Here is a 16,046-nt window from a genome sequence, read left to right as displayed (position 1 = left end):
GATCACCTTAGTCGTTGCCGGTGAACCGTGGGTTAGCGCAATACCGGGTGCAGGGTGGCCGAGTAGATCTCCCAGTCGTCGCTGCCGCTGCGCGGCTGCAGCCGGTAGGCGCCGACCAGGCGTTGGGTGCCGGTGTCGGTGCGCACGATCAATTGCACCGGCACTTCGATCCGGCGCGGGGGCTGTTCCTGATCCAGTGCGATGGGCGCGTCGTTATTGATACGCATCGACTGGATATTGCCGATACCGCGCAGCGCCGCATCGTCCGGCACCGGGGCAGGACGACCGCCGCTCCACAGTGCATCGGCATCACCACGTGCCGCACCTGGCAACGCGCCCAGGTATCGCTGCACGGTCGCGCTTGCTTTGGCGAAGTTGGCGCGCGCAACCGCATCGTCAGGGGTTGCATCGCTTGTGGGTCGTGCGGGCGTGTTGTCTGTGGTGGCGGTAGTCGGCGTTTGCGTCGCCGCTGCAACGTGCGAGGACGCTGCCGCGTTGCCCGTTTCTTTGTCAGCGCTGCGATGGCAACTGCAACCGGCGATTGCCGCTGCCAGCATGACGATCCCCAACCCTCGCATGGCGCATCTCCTGTCCCCGATGCGCGCAGTGTAGCGGTCGCCGCGACGCCGGTCTCAGGTGCCGGCGGCCGGTTGCACGCGTTGCAGGCGCTCCAGCAGCAACTGCAGTTTTGGCCGCAAGGCCTCCAGTGCATCGCTTGGCTGCGCGCGCGGGCGGGCGGCCAGGTCTTCCAGCAGCTGCGAGCCGACCGTGAGCGCCGCACATTCGTCGCTGCTCAGATCGCGTCGCAGGTGCAGCTCCTCGAGCAGCCGCATCCAGTCGGCCCGCGAGCGCTGTTCGAATTCGATGGTGCAGCGATCGCTGCAGGGGCGGCCATCGCTCTCGATGGGCGTGACCGTAATGCGATAGCGTTTTCGGGACATGGAGGGAGGCGTCGTTCCTTGGGCTGACTCCACCATAGGCGTAGCCAGCAACGGCCTCGATAGCTCAGGCCATGACGCAGTGTTCCAGCATGCTCACTGTGCCGGCTGTGGCACGGGTTTGCGCAGCAGCGGCAGTGGATCGTACGCACCGTTGCGCCCATAGACACCATAGTGCAGATGTGGCGGCGTGCCGCGCGCGTTGCCGGTGGTGCCGACCATGCCGAGCGCTGTGCCGGGCTCGACGACATCGCCAACGGCCAACCCGGCGGCCCAATCGTCCAGGTGCGCGTAGTAATGGCGCTCCATCGCCGGCCCGAGCACCCAGACCTGCTTGCCGCCCAGGCCTTGATCGCGGATGGCGCTGACCACCCCGCGTGTCGCGGACAGCACCGGCGTGCCGCGCGGCGCGAAGATATCCACGCCGGCATGGCGTCGGTCGCGACCGCGCGGTGCGCCGAAGGTGTCGGCGATGCGGCGCGCCTGCACGCTTTCGACCGGAACCGACAATTGCACGGGTGGCGGCATGCGCGACAGCTCCCAACTGGTACGCAGTTGTTCGGCAACCGGCAACTGCCATGCCCAGCGTGCGGCCACACCCAGAGCGCACAGCAGCGCGATCGACACCAGCAGCCGGCGCACCCGGCGCGCGGGGCTGCGGGTTGCCGATGACGGCGGTGTGGATGGGCGAGGAGACGACGGATCGGTCACATGCACCTGCTGCGTTGCAAATCAGCGTGCAGGGTAGGCAAGGGGCGATGAGCGGCATGTGGGGGAGTGATGCGGGCGGTTACGCGCGCGCACAAAAAAGACGGCCCGCAGGCCGCCTTCGTGACAACGCAGGCGTGCTCGATTAGAGCGCGGCGTCCTTCAACTTCTTCAGCAGGCGAGCCTTGACCTTGAAGCTGGCCGGCTTCGCTGCAAAGGTCTGCTCTTCCTTGGTGAACGGGTTGATGCCCTTGCGCTTCGGCTTGGCCGGCACATGGACGCTGGTCAGCTTCAGCATGCCCGGCAGGGTGAACGAGCCGGCGCCCTTCTTGCTCAGCGACGAATGAGCGGCCGATTCCAGCGTAGCCAGAACAGCGCGGACGTCCTTCGGAGCCAGCTGGGTGGATTCGGCAATGTGCGCGACCAGGCCGGTCTTGCTCAGCGCTTCCTTGATCGGCTTCGGCGCAGCGGACTTGGCAGCAGCGGCCTTGGCCGGCTTTGCGGTCTTGGTCGCGGCGACCTTTTTCACTGCCTTCTTGGGGGCAGCCTTCTTAGCGGCGGTTTTTGCCATGAGTTATGTGTTCCGTGATCGTTGGTGGTGTTGGGTCTGCCGACCCAGTCGGCAACGCGAAATGTAGGGCAACTGCTGCGCGCCGCCAATAGGGAAACGATGAAACAACCGAAAAAAAGCGTCTTTTGACGGGGATTCGTTCACCGGCGGCAGAAAACCTCCGCGAAAGCGCGGTCGACACGGCTGCGAGGCGCAGGGCGATGCGGTGTCTGACGCATAGCAGCAGATCGTTTGCGCGAAGTCGTGTGTGCGTTTTGCATCGAGCTCGCCGCTGAGGAGTGGCTACGGCGTGCAGCTGGCGGTGGCGTTCGCTGCCGCGATCAGCGTTGCTGCGTGGCTACGCCTTGCAGGAGACGTCTGGCGTTGCCGGCTTCGATCCGTCGACCCGCTGCGTTCGCGCTGTTGCTGCCATCTGCGCCAGTCACGTGCGCCGGGTTTTTTCCTGCACCTGGCAGGCGCCGATGCGCGACGTGTCGTGACGGTTCCACTGCACGGTCGCCGTGGCACTCCCGCGCGCGGCACGGCTGGCCGCTGCGAGACATTCCTGCTTTGGACGATGTCCCGTCACCGGTCGACTAATCATTGGCCGCCGACAGGCTACGGCCGCGCTCGGTCGCTGCGGCAATCGCCTTGGCGGTGAGCGCTTCGAACTGGCCGGCCTGAAATGTCTCGATTGCCGCCTGCGTGGTGCCGTTGGGCGAGGTCACCCGGCGGCGGAGCAGCTCCGGTGCTTCGCCCGATTCGGTCAGCATGCGCGAGGCACCGAGCAGGGTCTGCAGCACCAGCGTGCGTGCGGTGTCGGCTGGCAGGCCTTGCGCCTGCGCGGCGGCTTCCATCGCTTCGGCCAGCAGAAATACATAGGCCGGCCCGCTGCCGGAGACCGCGGTCACCGCATCCATCTGCGCCTCGTCGTCGATCCAGACGGTGACGCCGGCGCTCTCCAGCAGGCCGGTTGCCTGCGCGCGTTGCGCGTCGGAGACGCGTGGATTGGCATACAAGCCGGTGACGCCGGCACCGAGCAGGGCGGGTGTGTTGGGCATTGCGCGCACCACCGCAAGCTCGCCGCCGGACCAGCGCTCCAGCTGCGGAGCGGTGATGCCGGCGGCGATGGACAGCAGCAGCGGCTGCTGCGCCTGCGCAAGATCGGCCAGCTGCGCGCATACCGCTGGCAGCACCTGCGGCTTGACCGCCAGCACCCAGATGGCTGCGCCGTCCACGGCGCTGCGCGCCTGCTTCACCGCATGCACGCCGAAGTCGCGCGACAGCGCATCGCGCAGTTCAGCCACCGGCTCGGCGACGCGGATACTGGCTGCGGGCATACCTTGCCGGATCAGCCCGGCAATCAGGCTGCGCGCCATGTTGCCGCCGCCGATGAATGCGGTGATTGCAGCGGAAGGCGCGGGCGAGGAGGGCAGAGTCATTGCGACACCTTAAGTAAGAGGAAACGGCGATGTGCTACGCGAAGTCGATCGGGACGGACGGTCAGGATGCTGCAGCAGCCGACGAGCCGCGTTCGCCGAACAACGCAGTCCCGACCCGCACCATGGTCGCGCCGGCCGCGATCGCTTCGGCAAAATCCGAGCTCATGCCCATCGACAAGGTATCCACCTGCGGGTAGCGGCGCTTGAGCTCTTCGAACAGTGCCTGCATGCGGGTAAATGCTGCCATGCGGCGCGCCTGCTCGGGGAATGGCGCGGGGATCGCCATCAGGCCGCGCAGTTGCAGCCGCGGCTGCAGCGCGATGGCCGCGGCCAGGCCGTCGACCGCCTCCGGCGCGCAACCGTGCTTGCTGTCCTCGTCGTCGATATTGACCTGGATCAGCACATTCAACGGTGCGCGACCGGCCGGGCGGTGGTTGGCCAGCGGCGCGATCAGCTTGGCGCGGTCCACGGTCTGCACCCAGTCGAACCACTGGCTGGCCAGTTCGGCCTTGTTGGATTGCAGGTGGCCGATCAGGTGCCACTCCAGTCCCAGCGTCTGCAGTTGCGCAATCTTGCTTTGCGCTTCCTGCACGTAGTTTTCGCCGAATGCGCGCTGGCCCTGCGCCGCCAGCGCGGCAACCGCATCTGCCGGCCGGGTCTTGGACACCGCCAGCAGGCGCACATCGGCGCGCGCGTGCCGAGCCGCGGCGGCGTGGATGGCATCGAGAATCTGCTGCAGCGACGAAGCCGGCACGTGGCAATCCAGGCGGGAAAGGAACGCTATAGTGCCGCCCCCGGCTGCGTCCTTCCAGCCGGCGCGTCGGATCGGGCCGGCGATGACGCTGCAGTGGCGCCAGCCCGCGCCGAGCCTGCCCACAGGCGGGGCGAGCTGGCGATCGGCGCGCCGCTGGCCCAGGCAAGGACCGTGCCCGCACCGCGTGCCCAAACCAACGCCTTCAGGCGCGCCCGACGGTGCCGGCCTGAACCGGCCGCGCGCCGCTTCCCGCCAGCAGCCAGAACGCTATACTGCCGCTCGGGGAGTACCTTCCAATCGCAGCCTAGGGGAAAAGCAGCGCATGGATATCGCTGAACTATTGGCGTTTTCCGTCAAAAACAAGGCATCGGACCTGCATCTGTCGGCCGGCTTGCCGCCGATGATCCGTGTCGATGGCGATGTCCGTCGCATCAATATTCCGGCCCTGGACCACAAGCAGGTGCACGCGCTGGTCTACGACATCATGTCGGACAAGCAGCGTCGCGATTACGAGGAATTCCTCGAGGTCGACTTCTCGTTCGAGATTCCGTCGCTGGCGCGCTTCCGCGTCAATGCGTTCAACCAGAACCGCGGCGCCGGTGCGGTGTTCCGCACCATTCCGTCCGAAGTGCTGACGCTGGAGGACCTGGGCTGCCCGCCGATCTTCCGCCAGTTGATCGACCAGCCGCAGGGTTTGATCCTGGTCACCGGCCCGACCGGTTCGGGCAAGTCGACCACGCTCGCCGGCATGATCGACTACATCAACAAGAACGAATACGGCCACATCCTCACGGTCGAGGATCCGATCGAATTCGTGCATACCTCGCAAAAGTGCCTGATCAACCAGCGCGAAGTGCACCGCGATACGCACGGCTTCAACGAGGCGCTGCGCTCGGCGCTGCGCGAAGATCCGGACATCATCCTGGTCGGCGAATTACGCGATCTGGAGACCATCCGCCTGGCGCTGACCGCCGCCGAAACCGGCCACTTGGTGTTCGGCACCCTGCACACCAGCTCGGCGGCCAAGACCATCGACCGCATCATCGACGTGTTTCCGGCCGGCGAGAAGCCGATGGTGCGCTCGATGCTGTCCGAGTCGCTGCGTGCGGTGATTTCGCAGGCGCTGCTGAAGAAGGTCGGCGGCGGACGCACCGCAGCCTGGGAAATCATGGTCGGCACCCCGGCCATCCGCAACCTGATCCGCGAGGACAAGGTGGCGCAGATGTATTCCTCGATCCAGACCGGCCAGCAATACGGCATGCAGACGCTGGACCAGCATCTGCAGGACCTGGTCAAGCGCAGCCTGATCACGCGCAACCAGGCACGCGAGTACGCCAAGGACAAGCGGATATTCGAGTAGCCGGGATTCGGGATTCGGGATTGGGGATTCGCAACGGCGGCTCCCTGACCGGACCCCGCTCTTGCGAATCCCGAATCTCCCATCCCGAATCCCTGCTCCCGAGGAGCACGCCATGAGCACCATCGACTTCACCTCCTTCCTCAAGCTGATGGCGCACCAGAAGGCGTCGGATCTGTTCATCACCTCGGGGATGCCGCCGGCGATCAAGGTGCACGGCAAGATCAGTCCGATCACCCAGACCCCGCTGACCGCGCAACAGAGCCGCGATCTGGTGTTGAACGTGATGACGCCGTCGCAGCGCGAAGAATTCGAAAAGACCCACGAGTGCAATTTCGCCATCGGCGTGTCCGGGGTCGGGCGCTTTCGCGTGAGCTGCTTCTATCAGCGCAACCAGGTCGGCATGGTGCTGCGCCGGATCGAAACGCGCATCCCCACGGTGGAAGAGTTGAGTCTGCCGCCGGTGATCAAGACGCTGGCGATGACCAAGCGCGGCATCATCATCTTCGTCGGCGCCACCGGCACCGGCAAGTCCACCTCGCTCGCGGCGATGATCGGTTACCGCAACCAGAATTCCACCGGGCACATCATCACCATCGAAGACCCGATCGAATTCGTGCACAAGCACGAGGGCTGCATCATCACCCAGCGCGAAGTCGGCATCGATACCGACAGCTGGGAAAACGCTCTGAAAAACACCCTGCGCCAGGCGCCGGACGTGATCATGATCGGCGAGGTGCGCACCCGTGAAGGCATGGATCATGCCGTGGCTTTCGCCGAAACCGGCCATCTGGTGCTGTGCACCCTGCACGCCAACAACGCCAACCAGGCGATGGACCGCATCATCAACTTCTTCCCGGAAGACCGGCGCAACCAGCTGTTGATGGACCTGTCGCTCAATCTCAAGGGCGTGGTCGCGCAGCAGTTGATTCCGACCCCGGATGGGCGCGGCCGGCGCGTGGCCATGGAGATCATGCTGGGCACGCCGCTGGTGCAGGACTACATCCGCGACGGCGAGATCCACAAGCTCAAGGAGATCATGAAGGAATCCACCAACCTGGGCATGCGCACCTTCGACCAGAGCCTGTTCGAGCTGTACCAGGCCGGCGAGATCAGCTACGAAGACGCGCTGCGCTACGCCGACTCGCAGAACGAGGTGCGCCTGCGCATCAAGCTGTCGCAGGGCGGCGACGCCAAGACCCTGGCGCAGGGCCTGGATGGCGTGGAGATCGCCGAGGTTCGCTGAGCCCCTGCCTGAGCGCTGCACGCCGTGGCGGATGGCCAGGCGTGCATGGAAGGAAGCGGGATGGTCTGCGCTGGATCCGATCCAGCGTGCTGCTTGCAGCTGTTTCGCGCGCGATGCCGGCGGCGGGCGCCGCCATGGCCGATGAACGTGCAGCGGCGCAACGCACGCGTGGGGTGATGTTTCAGATGTAACCAGGCGGGCCGATAGTGTCTAATATCCGCACCCCACCGCAGTGCCCAGCCCGTGAGCCTTCCCGATTCCGATCTCCGTCCGGAGCAACAGCCGTTGCCCGACGACGGTACAGTGATGACTTCCGGTCCGTTGACGCCGCCACCGGATTCGGCCGGCACCTCGGCCGACGACCACGCGTTTCATCACTCGGTGGCCGAGGACGTGCAGGGCATGGTGCTGGCGACGCTGGTGGCTTCGCTGGGCCTGGCGATCTTCGCCAAGGGCGGCCTGATGATCGGCGGCATGGCCGGCGTGGCGTTCCTGCTGCATTACGCGCTGCACTGGAACTTCGGCCTGGTGTTCGTGCTGGTCAACCTGCCGTTCTATTGGCTGAGCGTGCGCCGCATGGGCTGGGAATTCACCCTGAAGACCTTTGCCGCGGTAGGCGCCTGCGGTGCGCTCACCGACCTGCTGCCGCGCTGGGCCGATTACGCGCACATCAGCACGCTGTTTTCGGCGATCGTCGGCGGCGCGCTGGCGGGCCTGGGCATCCTGTTCTTCATTCGCCATCGCGGCAGCCTGGGCGGCATCGGCATTCTGGCGGTGTACCTGCAGCGCGAGCGTGGCTGGAGCGCCGGCAAGGTGCAGATGAGTTTCGATGCGATGCTGATGCTGGTCGCCTTCAGTGTCCTCACCCCGGACAAGGTGCTGTATTCGGCGCTGGGCGCGTTGATGCTGAGCCTGGTGCTGATGTTCAATCACCGCCCGCATCGTTATATGGGCGTTTGATCCAACGCGTTACCTGAAGCCCTTGGTGCCGCTGCGATCGGCAGCGGCACCCATCACGCCGGAGCGGTATATGCGCATGCCCGCGGCAGCTGCGGCAGGGCAACTGCCTGCCGGCGTCTGCGCGCTGATGCCGCCGTTAGGCCTTGCCGTGCTGCAGCCACGGCGGCGACAGCGCCTGGATGCGCTTAAACACCGGGCAATCGGCATGGTGCGCGCCTGGCAGGTAGCCCAGGCTCATCAGGAATTCGCCGGTGATCTCGCCGCCGGTGAAGCGGAAGGTCTTCTTGAACAGCTTGACCCAGGCGGTTTTGTCGAGCGGATGCTGTGCATCCAGCCATTGCGCGAAACTGCCGTGCGAAGCGCGTAACTGCTGGATGACCTGCGCATTGTGGATAGCCGCCAGCACCTTCAACCGGTTGCGGATGATGCCGGCATCGCCGAGCAGCCGCGCAATGTCGCTCTCGCCATAGGCGGCCACCGTGTCCACGTCGAAGCCGTCGTAGGCGCGCTGGAAGTTGCTGCGCTTGCGCAGGATGGTTTCCCAACTCAGCCCGGCCTGATTGATCTCCAGCACCAGGCGCTCGAACAGCTCGCGCTCCTCGCGCTGCGGGAAGCCGTATTCGTGGTCGTGGTAATGGCCATGAATCGGATGGCCCGGTGCGATGGCGCAATAGCCGCTCATGGCCGGGACTCCGGACGGATGCCTTCTTCGCTGGGTCGGATGTGGATGCGTCGGTCTCCCGGCAGCGCCAGGTCCGGCCAGCGGGTGGGCCGTGTCTGGATCTGAGCTTTGCGCAGCGCCTGGCTCACTTCACTCATGGCCTCGTCGTCGAGCGAATAGAGCTGTGCCGTACCGGCCTGATACCAGCCATGCCGGTTGCGGGTCTGCAGCTCGCAGGCGACCGCATAGTCGCCGTTGAGATTGCACAGCAGCAGATCGAGCTGGCCGTCGCCATCGATGTCGCTGCTGCTGACCACGCAGTTGCTGTTGCCCTGGGTGCAAGCGCCCGAGAGCGGCTTGGAGCTCATCAGGTACTGCCACCAGTCCGCCGGCGGGTCTGCCTGGCCGGCTGCCACGGTCACATGCTGGCGGATCTTGGCCAGGTCGGTCAGCTGCTTGTCCTTCTGATCTTCCACGCTGTCATTGCCGCCCCAGCGGCTGGTGCGCGCCAACAGCTGTTCCAGCTTCTGCTTGCGTGCGGGGTTGCCGGCAAAGGCGGGGGTTTGGCGCAGCGACTGCACCGCCAGATAGCCGCGGCGGCCATTTTCGAAACGCAGGAATTCCAGGTTCTTGTCTACGCTCTCTTGCGTGCCGCTGGCCAGGCGCTGCATCTGGCTCTGCACGGTGATGCGGTAGGGGTCGAGCACGGGAGTGTTGACCAGCACGGCCAGGCCGATCACCACCCACGACAGCACCTTGTTGCCGCCGGCCAGCTGCGGCAGCCAACGATCGGCGCGTGGTCGCAACACCGCCAACGCGTAGGCCACCGCATAGGCCAGCGCCAGTGCGGCCAGCAATGCGGCGCAGACGCGGTCGCTGGTCCAGCCGTGCTGCGCAATGCGCAGGCCCACCGCGTATGCGGCCAGCGCTGCGTGTAGTGGCAGGCTGAGCAGGCCGGCCTCGATCATCCGACGCAACCAGCGCGGATACGGCGGCAGCCCGCTGCCATCCTGGTACACCGCGTTGGTGAACAGCACCAGCCCGAACACCAGGCTGATAAGGATCGTGGCGGCCGAACGGGTCTGCCAGAGCGCCTGCAGCCCGGTGAACGGCAGCACCAGCAGGAACAGCAGCGCAATGCCGGCCAGCAGCGGCAGCAGACCGGTGCACAGGGCGAACAGGATCTGCCGCAACACCTGCACCGCGCGGTGTTGGGTGCGCCCGATCAGGATGCCCAGCCCGGTGATGACGCCGGTCGCCAGGTAAACAAACGCCTGTTCGCGGAACAGTTCGGCAAAGAAGCTGATCTTGACCAGCGCGAACAGGCTGGCCCACAGCCCCAGCACCATCCAGCACACCCCCACAAACAGCAGTGCCAGCGCCAGCGTCAGCGCGTTCTGCCAGGCGTATTCGAACAGGGCGTGGTAGCCCGCCCGCCAATGACCGTGCAGTTGCCGGTGCTGCAGCCAGGGCAGGGCGACGAACCAGCCGACCGTGACGGTGAAGCCGAACGACCACAGCACCGTGGCGATCTGCAGGGTCGGCGCGCCGGTGGCGCTCCACGCCGCCCAGCTGCCCAGGGCGGCCAATACCAGCGTGCTTGCCGCCACGTGCTGCCACAACCGCCAATCGCGAAGATCCTGCACGCTCAGCAGCACCAGGCCAGGCACCGTCAGCACCACGGTGTACCAGCAGATCCGCGCGCCCAAGTCGGTGAAGGGCCACACGCCGTGTTGCTGGCCCAGTGCGGCCAGATACAGCAGGCCGCCCTGCAGCAGTGCGATCAGCACGATGAATGTGCGGGTCAGGCGGGGCAATGGCGCATCGGCGAGCGCGGTGACGGATTCTGGTGTGATCTGCATCGTCGGTCCTTGGCGTTAGTCTGCCCCCAGTATCGCAGCGGCTCTGCGCGCGGCGAAGCGAACGGCTAGAATGCGGCCATGTCTGTTTTGCCCACGCCTCTGGCCAACCAACTGCTGATCGCGCTTCCGGCGCTGTCCGATCCCACCTTTTCGCGCAGCGTCGCGCTGATCTGCCAGCATGACGAGAACGGCGCCATGGGCGTGCTGGTCAACCGGCCCTCCGAATACACGCTGGGCGAGGTCCTGTCTCAAATGGGCATCGATACCGTCGACGAGCACCTGCGCGAGCAGATCGTGCTCAGCGGCGGGCCGGTGCACCCGGAGCGCGGTTTCGTCATCCACGACGATGCGCGCGACTGGGATTCCAGCCTGGAAGTGGGGCAGGGTGTCTACCTGACCACCTCGCGCGACATTCTCGAAGCGATGGCGGCCGGCGAAGGGCCGCGCAATGCGCTGGTGGCGCTGGGCTGTGCTGGCTGGGGCGCGGGGCAGTTGGAATTCGAACTGGGCGAGAACAGCTGGCTGACCGCGCCGTCGGATGCCAATGTGCTGTTCGCCACCGCGCTGGAAGATCGCTGGCAGACCGCTGCCGGGCGCATCGGCGTGGATCTGTTCCGGCTGACGGATTATTCCGGGCATGCCTGAGGCGGGCGCGATCCGCCCGGATGGCACGGTGCTGGGCTTCGACGTGGGGTCGCGCCGCATCGGCGTGGCCATCGGCACTGCGCTCGGTGCCGGTGCGCGTGCAGTTGCCGTCATCAATGTGCATGCCAATGGCCCGGACTGGGTCGCGCTGGACCGCGTGCACAAGCAATGGCGCCCCGACGGCCTGGTGGTCGGCGACCCGCTGACCCTGGACGACAAGGACCAGCCCGCACGCAAGCGTGCGCATGCCTTCGCCCGCCAACTGCGCGAGCGCTATGCGCTGCCGGTGGTGCTGATCGACGAGCGCTCCAGTTCGGTCGAAGCCGCGCAGCGCTTCGCGCGCGAGCGCGCCGACGGGCGCAAGCGCCGCCGCGATGCCGAGGCACTGGACGCGATGGCGGCGGCGGTGATCGTCGAACGCTGGTTGGCCGCGCCCGACCAAGCCACTCTTCTTCCCTGACACTCCCGACCTGCGATGACCACCATGCAACTCGATTCGGACGGACGCCTGCGCCACCTGCTCACCCTGGAAGGACTGCCGCGCACCACGCTGCTGCAGCTGCTCGATCGTGCCGGCCAGATCCGCGATGCGGCGGTGGGGCGCGTGGGCAAGCGCAGCGTGCTCGCTGGCACCGCGGTGTGCACGCTGTTCTTTGAACCGTCCACGCGCACGCGCAGCTCGTTTCATCTGGCTGCGCAGCGGCTAGGCGCGGACGTGCTCAACTTCGATGCCTCCACCTCGTCCACGCGCAAGGGCGAGACCGCGCGCGATACGCTGAAGAACCTCGAGGCGATGGGTGTGCGCGGCTTCGTGGTGCGCCATCCCGACGACGGTGCGGTGGAAGCGCTGGCGGCGGCCGCAGGCGAGGGCACCGCCTTGATCAACGCCGGTGACGGACGCAGTTCGCATCCCACCCAGGGCCTGCTCGACATGCTCACCCTGCGCCAGGCCAAGGGCACCGATTTTTCCAAGCTCAAGGTGGTGATTGTCGGTGACGTGAAGCATTCGCGCGTTGCGCGCTCGGACCTGCATGCACTGCGCACGCTGGGCGCCGGCGAGATCCGCGTCTGCGGTCCGGCCAGCCTGCTGCCCGACGACGACATGCTGGATGGTTGCGTGGTCGGGCAGGACTTCGACGCCATGCTGGAAGGTGCTGACGCCTTGATGATGCTGCGCCTGCAGCGCGAGCGCATGGAAGAAGGCCTGGTGCCGTCGCTGGAGCAGTACCACGCCGTCTATGGGCTGACCCGCGAGCGCCTGGCACGCGCCGGCCGCGACGCCGCCGTGCTGCATCCGGGCCCGATCAACCGCGGCGTGGAAATCACCGACGAAGTCGCCGACGGCGCGCAATCGTGCGTGCTGCGCCAGGTCGCCAACGGCGTGGCGGTGCGCATGGCCGTACTGGAAACCCTGCTGGGTTGAGCGAGCCCGGCGACGCGACTGCGCACCCACACTGCGGTCGCGGTCGCCGCCGGCCGAGCGTCTTCGCGCAGACGCTCGCAAAGCCCTTGCCATCAGAACCCGCACGCGGCCTGCTCTTACGATTCCCGATTCCCGATTCCCGATTCCCGATTCTCGAATCCCGAATCCCGAATCCCGAATCCCGAATCCAGCCACCACGCCATAACATCCACTCGCCTATCGTGGCCGCTCCTTTCATCGCAGGAGATCGCAATGGGTATTTCGCGTCACGCCACCGCTCACTGGGAAGGCGACCTCAAGACCGGCAAGGGCCAGCTCAGCACGCCGCAAAGCGGGCTGATGGACAAGACCCGCTACGCCTTCAGCAGCCGCTTCGGCGACGAGAAGGGCACCAACCCGGAAGAGCTGATTGCCGCCGCGCACGCCGGCTGCTTCACCATGGCACTGTCGGCACAGCTGAGCGAAGCCGGTTTTCCGCCGACCTCGCTGGATACGCGCGCAGACGTGGATCTGTCGATGGAAGGCGGCCCGCAGCTGTCGCAGATCCGTCTCAAGCTCAAGGCCGTGGTGCCGGGGATCGACGAAGCCAAGTTCCGAGAACTGGCCGACACCGCGAAGAAGAACTGCCCGGTGTCCAAGGCGCTGAGCGCTGTGCCGATCAGTCTGGAAAGCGAGTTTTCCAACCAGGCGTGATTCCCTGCGTGCGCCGGCGATGGCTGCCGGCGCACGCAGCTGGCGGCGACCTGAATAGGGCGTTGCAAGGGCGGTTTGGTTCAGGGCGGTTTCACTGGCGCAGGCCGAGCATCGGCAGCGTGTCCTCCCTGTGAAGCTGCTGCAATGAAAACTCTTGTGCTTGGTGCTCTGGTGATGGGTCTGGCAGTTGCAGGCAATGCAACGGCGCAGCGCTATGACAGCGGCTACAACGGACGTGGCAGCGATGAGGATGGTCGTTACGAATATGCGCGGGTAGTGCGCGTGGACCCGATCATCGTGACCGATTCGTATAACGAGCGCAGCAGCGAGCGCTGCTACAACCGCCCGGCCGATGGCTACTACACCCGCAACGACGGCTACTACCGCGATGGCGGCAGCTATGGCCAGGCTGGTGTGTCCAACCGTGGCGTGGCCAGCGTGATCGGTGGTATCGCCGGTGCGGTGCTTGGCAGCCAGGTCGGTGGCGGCAATGGCCGCCTGGTCGGCACCGCGGTCGGCACCATGGCCGGCGTCGCGGCGGGCCGCTCGATCTACGAAGCCAATAATCGCAACTATCAGGGCAACGTCAGCGTCTGCGAGCCGGTGTCCTACCGGCGCGAACGCGATCGTGTCGATGGCTACGACGTGACCTACGAATACGCCGGCCGCACTTATCACACGCGTAGCGACTACAACCCGGGCGACCGCATCCGCGTGCGCGTGGACGTGCGCCCCGACTGACCGCCGCGCTGCCGCACGCTGCTCTCAGACGATCGACATCGGCCGATGGAATGACGAAAACGCTGCGGGCCACCGCAGCGTTTTTTGTTTCCGCGCAAGCACTCTTCAGCCTGCGGGATCAGGCGCGATTACGCCCAATCCAGCGTGCCGCGGATCACCGTCTGCACCTGGCCGCCAGACCACACATCGCCATTGGCGTCGATGCGCAATTCCAGCAAGGCGTCGAAGCCGATCTCGCGGCCCTGGCTGACCACGTAGCGCCGTTCCTTGCCCGGCAGTGCCTGGCGGCTGTCCAGCCAGGCGGCGAGCACTGCATTGGCCGCGCCGGAGGCGGCATCTTCGAAGCGCCGGCCATTGCCGACGAAGGCGCGTACCGCCAGATCGTAGGCGCCGGGCGCTGCGGCGCGGGCATAGGCGAACACGCCCATGCTGCCGGTGGATTCGGCCAGCGCGGCGATCGCGTCCCAGTCCGGCTGCAGGCCGCGCAGCGCCGCTTCGCTGGCCAGCTCCACCACCCACCAGGTGCGGCCGCCGTCCATCAAGGCGGGCGGCAGGCTGCCGAGTGGCCAGCCGCCCACCGCATCGCGCAGGCGCGGGTCGTCGGCCTCCACCTGCTCGGCCACGCGCGCGCGCGGAGTGCGGATGGCGATGCTGCGGTGGCCTGCGATCTGCTCCACGCGCAGCGGCAGCTGGCCGGCGATGCCGTCCTGGATCAGCACGCCGTCGTCCGGTGCGGCCAGGCCGGCTTCCAGCACCGCGTGGGCGGTGCCGACGCTAGGGTGGCCGGCAAACGGCACTTCCTTTTGCGGGGAAAACATCCGCAGCCGATAGCTGCTGTGCGCATCCGGCGCCGCAAACACGAAGGTGGTTTCCGGCAGCTTGGTCCAGCGTGCGATGGCCTGCATCGCGGCATCGTCCAGGCCTTGGGCATCCAGCACCACTGCCAGCGGGTTGCCGCTGCCGGGGCGGGCGGAGAACACATCCAGTTGCAGGAAACGGCGGGTGGTCATGGTGGCGGGTCCGCGAACAGGGCGCGGCAGCTTACCAATCGATGCGGCCTTCGATCACTTGCCTGGTCGTTCCGCCGATCCAGACTTCGCCTTCGTGATCCACTTCCACGTGCACACGGCCGTCGCGGCCGACTTCGCGCCCCTGGCTGGCGACATAGCGCGACGCCTGACCGGGCACGCGGCCTTCGCCGTGCAGGCGCGCGGCAATGCAGGCGTTGGCGCTGCCGGTGACCGGATCTTCCGGGATGCCGTCGGCGGGGCAGAAGGCGCGCACCACCAGGTCCGCATCGCTCCCGGCCTGCGGCGCGTAGATAGCCAGGCCGGTGGCTGCGCTGGCCTGGGTCAGGCGGCTGATCGCCGCCAGATCGGGCAGCGCCTGGCGTACCGCCTGCGCGTCGGCCAGTTCCAGCAGCCACCAGCCGGGGCCGTTGTTCCACAATGTGGCGGGGCGTTCGGCCATGCGCAGGCCGGCGCAGGCCTCGTGCAATGCCGCAACATGCGCATCGCCGGTTTCGACTGCTTGCGCACGCGGTGCCCGCAGCCGCACCAGCACGGCGCCGTGCCGGTCGATCACCTCTACGGGCAGCACGCCCGCCGCGCATTGCTGGCGCATCCGGCCGTCCGGCTTGAACGCCACCAGCCCGTGCGTTGCCGCCGCCCATGCAGCGCCGACGCTGGGATGGCCGGCGAACGGCAGCTCGGCGCGTGGCGTGAAGATACGGATGTGGTAATCCGCATCGGGCGCGCTGACCGGCAGGAAAAAGATCGTCTCCGACAGGTTCAGCCAGGCGGCCATCTGCTGCATCTGCTCCGACGACAACGTCTGCGCGTTGAGGACCACGCCCAACGGATTGCCGTGGCCGTCCTGGCCGCCGAACACATCCAGTTGCAGGTAGCGGTGCTTGCTCATGGGGAATGGATCTCGGTCGATGGAAGGCGCGTCGATGATTGCAGCGCAAACCGTTGCGGTGATGGCCGTGCCTGCCGGCAGGCTGTGACCGTACACGGGGTCATGCGGGCGGCATTGGCAGTAGAATCGGAGGTTCCGCCCGGCGT

18 protein-coding genes are annotated in these 16,046 nt (G+C 66.7%); 8 read left to right on the top strand and 10 right to left on the bottom strand.

Annotation, left to right across the window (positions count from 1 at the left end):
• Positions 1 to 32: 32 nt before the first annotated feature.
• The 6 genes from ACCQ04_RS14120 to ACCQ04_RS14095 all read right to left on the bottom strand — a co-directional run bounded on the left by ACCQ04_RS14120 (position 33) and on the right by ACCQ04_RS14095 (position 4,392).
• A complete protein-coding gene (locus tag ACCQ04_RS14120; protein WP_372358784.1) occupies positions 33 to 557 on the bottom strand; it encodes a hypothetical protein in 525 nt (174 codons plus the stop codon).
• 75 nt (positions 558 to 632) lie between these two features.
• Positions 633 to 941 (bottom strand): DUF3861 family protein, encoded by a 309-nt coding sequence (locus tag ACCQ04_RS14115; RefSeq protein ID WP_024940752.1) that lies wholly within the window; start codon positions 939 to 941, stop codon positions 633 to 635.
• A 93-nt stretch (positions 942 to 1,034) separates the two neighbouring features.
• Entirely contained in the window at positions 1,035 to 1,655 is a 621-nt protein-coding gene (locus ACCQ04_RS14110) for a M23 family metallopeptidase (protein WP_226427235.1), read from the bottom strand.
• A 136-nt stretch (positions 1,656 to 1,791) separates the two neighbouring features.
• On the bottom strand, positions 1,792 to 2,217 hold the full coding sequence (locus ACCQ04_RS14105) for an HU family DNA-binding protein (protein WP_026064288.1): 426 nt from the start codon (positions 2,215 to 2,217) through the stop codon (positions 1,792 to 1,794).
• A gap of 575 nt (positions 2,218 to 2,792) precedes the next feature.
• Positions 2,793 to 3,638: a pyrroline-5-carboxylate reductase gene (gene proC / locus ACCQ04_RS14100; RefSeq protein ID WP_226427234.1), complete on the bottom strand. Its 846-nt coding sequence runs from the start codon at positions 3,636 to 3,638 to the stop codon at positions 2,793 to 2,795.
• 61 nt (positions 3,639 to 3,699) lie between these two features.
• Positions 3,700 to 4,392 carry a YggS family pyridoxal phosphate-dependent enzyme gene (locus ACCQ04_RS14095; protein WP_104543144.1) on the bottom strand — a complete coding sequence of 231 codons (693 nt, stop codon included), beginning with the start codon at positions 4,390 to 4,392 and terminating at the stop codon, positions 3,700 to 3,702.
• Between the two features lie 322 nt (positions 4,393 to 4,714).
• Between ACCQ04_RS14095 and ACCQ04_RS14090 the strand changes: the two genes are divergently transcribed.
• The 3 genes from ACCQ04_RS14090 (at position 4,715) to ACCQ04_RS14080 (ending at position 7,955) form a co-directional block, all read left to right on the top strand.
• Complete coding sequence (locus ACCQ04_RS14090) at positions 4,715 to 5,752, top strand: type IV pilus twitching motility protein PilT (RefSeq protein WP_003489919.1); 1,038 nt, start codon at positions 4,715 to 4,717, stop codon at positions 5,750 to 5,752.
• Positions 5,753 to 5,864: 112 nt separating this feature from the next.
• A complete protein-coding gene (locus tag ACCQ04_RS14085) occupies positions 5,865 to 6,995 on the top strand; it encodes a PilT/PilU family type 4a pilus ATPase (RefSeq protein WP_016902355.1) in 1,131 nt (376 codons plus the stop codon).
• A 285-nt stretch (positions 6,996 to 7,280) separates the two neighbouring features.
• Positions 7,281 to 7,955: a YitT family protein gene (locus ACCQ04_RS14080; RefSeq protein WP_054591432.1), complete on the top strand. Its 675-nt coding sequence runs from the start codon at positions 7,281 to 7,283 to the stop codon at positions 7,953 to 7,955.
• 136 nt (positions 7,956 to 8,091) lie between these two features.
• On the opposite strand, the gene ACCQ04_RS14075 is transcribed toward ACCQ04_RS14080, so the two are convergent.
• Both ACCQ04_RS14075 and ACCQ04_RS14070 read right to left on the bottom strand, forming a co-directional pair.
• Positions 8,092 to 8,637, bottom strand: coding sequence for a DNA-3-methyladenine glycosylase I (locus ACCQ04_RS14075; RefSeq protein WP_024940757.1), 546 nt, complete (start codon positions 8,635 to 8,637; stop codon positions 8,092 to 8,094).
• Complete coding sequence (locus tag ACCQ04_RS14070; RefSeq protein WP_226427233.1) at positions 8,634 to 10,478, bottom strand: DUF4153 domain-containing protein; 1,845 nt, start codon at positions 10,476 to 10,478, stop codon at positions 8,634 to 8,636. Before ACCQ04_RS14070 ends, ACCQ04_RS14075 begins: the two co-directional genes overlap by 4 nt.
• 78 nt (positions 10,479 to 10,556) lie before the next feature.
• On the opposite strand from ACCQ04_RS14070, the gene ACCQ04_RS14065 reads away from it, so the two are divergent.
• The 5 genes from ACCQ04_RS14065 (at position 10,557) to ACCQ04_RS14045 (ending at position 13,980) form a co-directional block, all read left to right on the top strand.
• Positions 10,557 to 11,123, top strand: coding sequence for a YqgE/AlgH family protein (locus ACCQ04_RS14065; protein ID WP_011051924.1), 567 nt, complete (start codon positions 10,557 to 10,559; stop codon positions 11,121 to 11,123).
• Positions 11,116 to 11,583, top strand: coding sequence for a Holliday junction resolvase RuvX (gene ruvX / locus ACCQ04_RS14060; protein ID WP_024939388.1), 468 nt, complete (start codon positions 11,116 to 11,118; stop codon positions 11,581 to 11,583). The genes ACCQ04_RS14065 and ruvX overlap by 8 nt, the downstream gene beginning before the upstream one ends.
• A gap of 15 nt (positions 11,584 to 11,598) precedes the next feature.
• On the top strand, positions 11,599 to 12,546 hold the full coding sequence (locus ACCQ04_RS14055; RefSeq protein ID WP_016902360.1) for an aspartate carbamoyltransferase catalytic subunit: 948 nt from the start codon (positions 11,599 to 11,601) through the stop codon (positions 12,544 to 12,546).
• A 252-nt stretch (positions 12,547 to 12,798) separates the two neighbouring features.
• Positions 12,799 to 13,239, top strand: coding sequence for an OsmC family protein (locus ACCQ04_RS14050; protein ID WP_016902361.1), 441 nt, complete (start codon positions 12,799 to 12,801; stop codon positions 13,237 to 13,239).
• 144 nt (positions 13,240 to 13,383) lie between these two features.
• On the top strand, positions 13,384 to 13,980 hold the full coding sequence (locus ACCQ04_RS14045) for a glycine zipper 2TM domain-containing protein (RefSeq protein WP_226427232.1): 597 nt from the start codon (positions 13,384 to 13,386) through the stop codon (positions 13,978 to 13,980).
• A 128-nt stretch (positions 13,981 to 14,108) separates the two neighbouring features.
• Here the strand turns inward: ACCQ04_RS14045 and ACCQ04_RS14040 are convergent, their stop codons facing one another.
• Both ACCQ04_RS14040 and ACCQ04_RS14035 read right to left on the bottom strand, forming a co-directional pair.
• The gene (locus ACCQ04_RS14040) at positions 14,109 to 14,990 is read right to left on the bottom strand and encodes a PhzF family phenazine biosynthesis protein (RefSeq protein ID WP_016902363.1); all 882 of its coding nucleotides are present in this window, start codon (positions 14,988 to 14,990) and stop codon (positions 14,109 to 14,111) included.
• Positions 14,991 to 15,021: 31 nt separating this feature from the next.
• Positions 15,022 to 15,900 (bottom strand): PhzF family phenazine biosynthesis protein, encoded by an 879-nt coding sequence (locus tag ACCQ04_RS14035; protein WP_226427231.1) that lies wholly within the window; start codon positions 15,898 to 15,900, stop codon positions 15,022 to 15,024.
• Positions 15,901 to 16,046 lie beyond the last annotated feature (146 nt).

Origin of the sequence: Xanthomonas sp. NCPPB 2866 (assembly GCF_041475745.2) — a bacterium.
Lineage (GTDB): Bacteria > Pseudomonadota > Gammaproteobacteria > Xanthomonadales > Xanthomonadaceae > Xanthomonas > Xanthomonas arboricola.
The sequence above is the reverse complement of the archived record's forward strand: the minus strand, read 5'-3'. Positions and strand labels throughout refer to the sequence as shown.